Genomic DNA, 937 nt, shown 5'->3' on the forward strand with positions numbered 1-937 from the left:
TGACGGCCGAGATATCGATCCCGCCGAGGGCGGCGGCAGCTTCCGCCGCCGAGACGGCGGAAGCTGCCGTGGCGGCCAGCGCCGCTGCGTCGGTCAGGTTGGCCGTCACTTGCAGGGCAGTTGCCGCTGCCGCATCGAGCGTGGCGGTGGCGGCAAGGCTGATGGCATCCGTCAGGCTGGCGGTGAGGTCGGCGCTGTCGGCATCGCCCTGCAAGGCATTGACGGTGGCCGTCAGGTCGAGCACGCTGGTCTGGCCAGCCGTGACGTTGGCGGCCAGGGAGGCGAGGTTGGCGAGGTTGAAGGCGTTGAGCGCCACGTTGACATCCAGCAGGCTGGCCTGGGCATTGGCGGCAGCCGCATCGGCGTCGGCCTGGTCTGCCGCTTGCTGCAAGGCGACGACATCGGTCTGGTCAGCCACTGCCTGGGCATTGGCGGCGTCGTTCGCGGCGGCCGCATCGGCGGCTGCCAGGGCGGCGGCATCCGTCTGGTTGGCCGTGGTTTGCGCGGCCAGCGCGGCGGCGGCGTCCGCGTCGGAAATTACCTGCAGGGCGGCGGCATCCGTCAGCGCGGCTTGCGTGGCGGCGCTGAGCCGTGGCGGCGGCCGCGTCAGCAGATTTGCAGCGCGGCGGCATCGCTCTGATTGGCGGTGATCACGGCATTGGCAGCGGCGGTCGCGGCAGCGGCGGCAGCGATATCAAGCGCGGCGGCATCCGTGGCATTGGCCACGGCGGCGGCAGTGGCCGCCGTGGTGGCATCGGCATTGGAAATCACGGCCAGGGCGGCCGCGTCGGTCAGGCCGGCCTGCACCTGCGCCGCATCCGACGCCAGGGTGGCCGCATCGGCGATCAGGCCCAGGGTAGGCGCATCCGTCTGGTTCGCTTGCGTCTGCGCGTTCGCGGCAGCCGTCGCGGCGGCATTGGCGGCCGCTTGCAGGGCG

The 937-nt window shown here is 72.1% G+C and carries 3 protein-coding genes; 1 reads left to right on the top strand and 2 read right to left on the bottom strand.

Features of this window, described 5'->3' with window-relative positions; genetic code table 11:
* Positions 1 to 391: hypothetical protein (locus JaAD80_RS29290; protein WP_180979666.1), on the bottom strand; the 391-nt coding region annotated here is incomplete at its 3' end.
* Here JaAD80_RS29290 and JaAD80_RS29295 point away from each other — a divergent pair.
* A complete protein-coding gene (locus tag JaAD80_RS29295) occupies positions 383 to 640 on the top strand; it encodes a hypothetical protein (RefSeq protein WP_102299678.1) in 258 nt (85 codons plus the stop codon). The two genes, JaAD80_RS29290 and JaAD80_RS29295, sit on opposite strands and share 9 nt — an antisense overlap.
* Here the strand turns inward: JaAD80_RS29295 and JaAD80_RS31130 are convergent.
* A partial coding sequence (locus JaAD80_RS31130) for a hypothetical protein (protein ID WP_374755290.1) occupies positions 607 to 937 on the bottom strand: 331 nt, incomplete at its 5' end. The genes JaAD80_RS29295 and JaAD80_RS31130 overlap by 34 nt on opposite strands.

It is taken from the genome of Janthinobacterium sp. AD80, assembly GCF_002878455.1.
Taxonomy (GTDB): domain Bacteria; phylum Pseudomonadota; class Gammaproteobacteria; order Burkholderiales; family Burkholderiaceae_D; genus Janthinobacterium.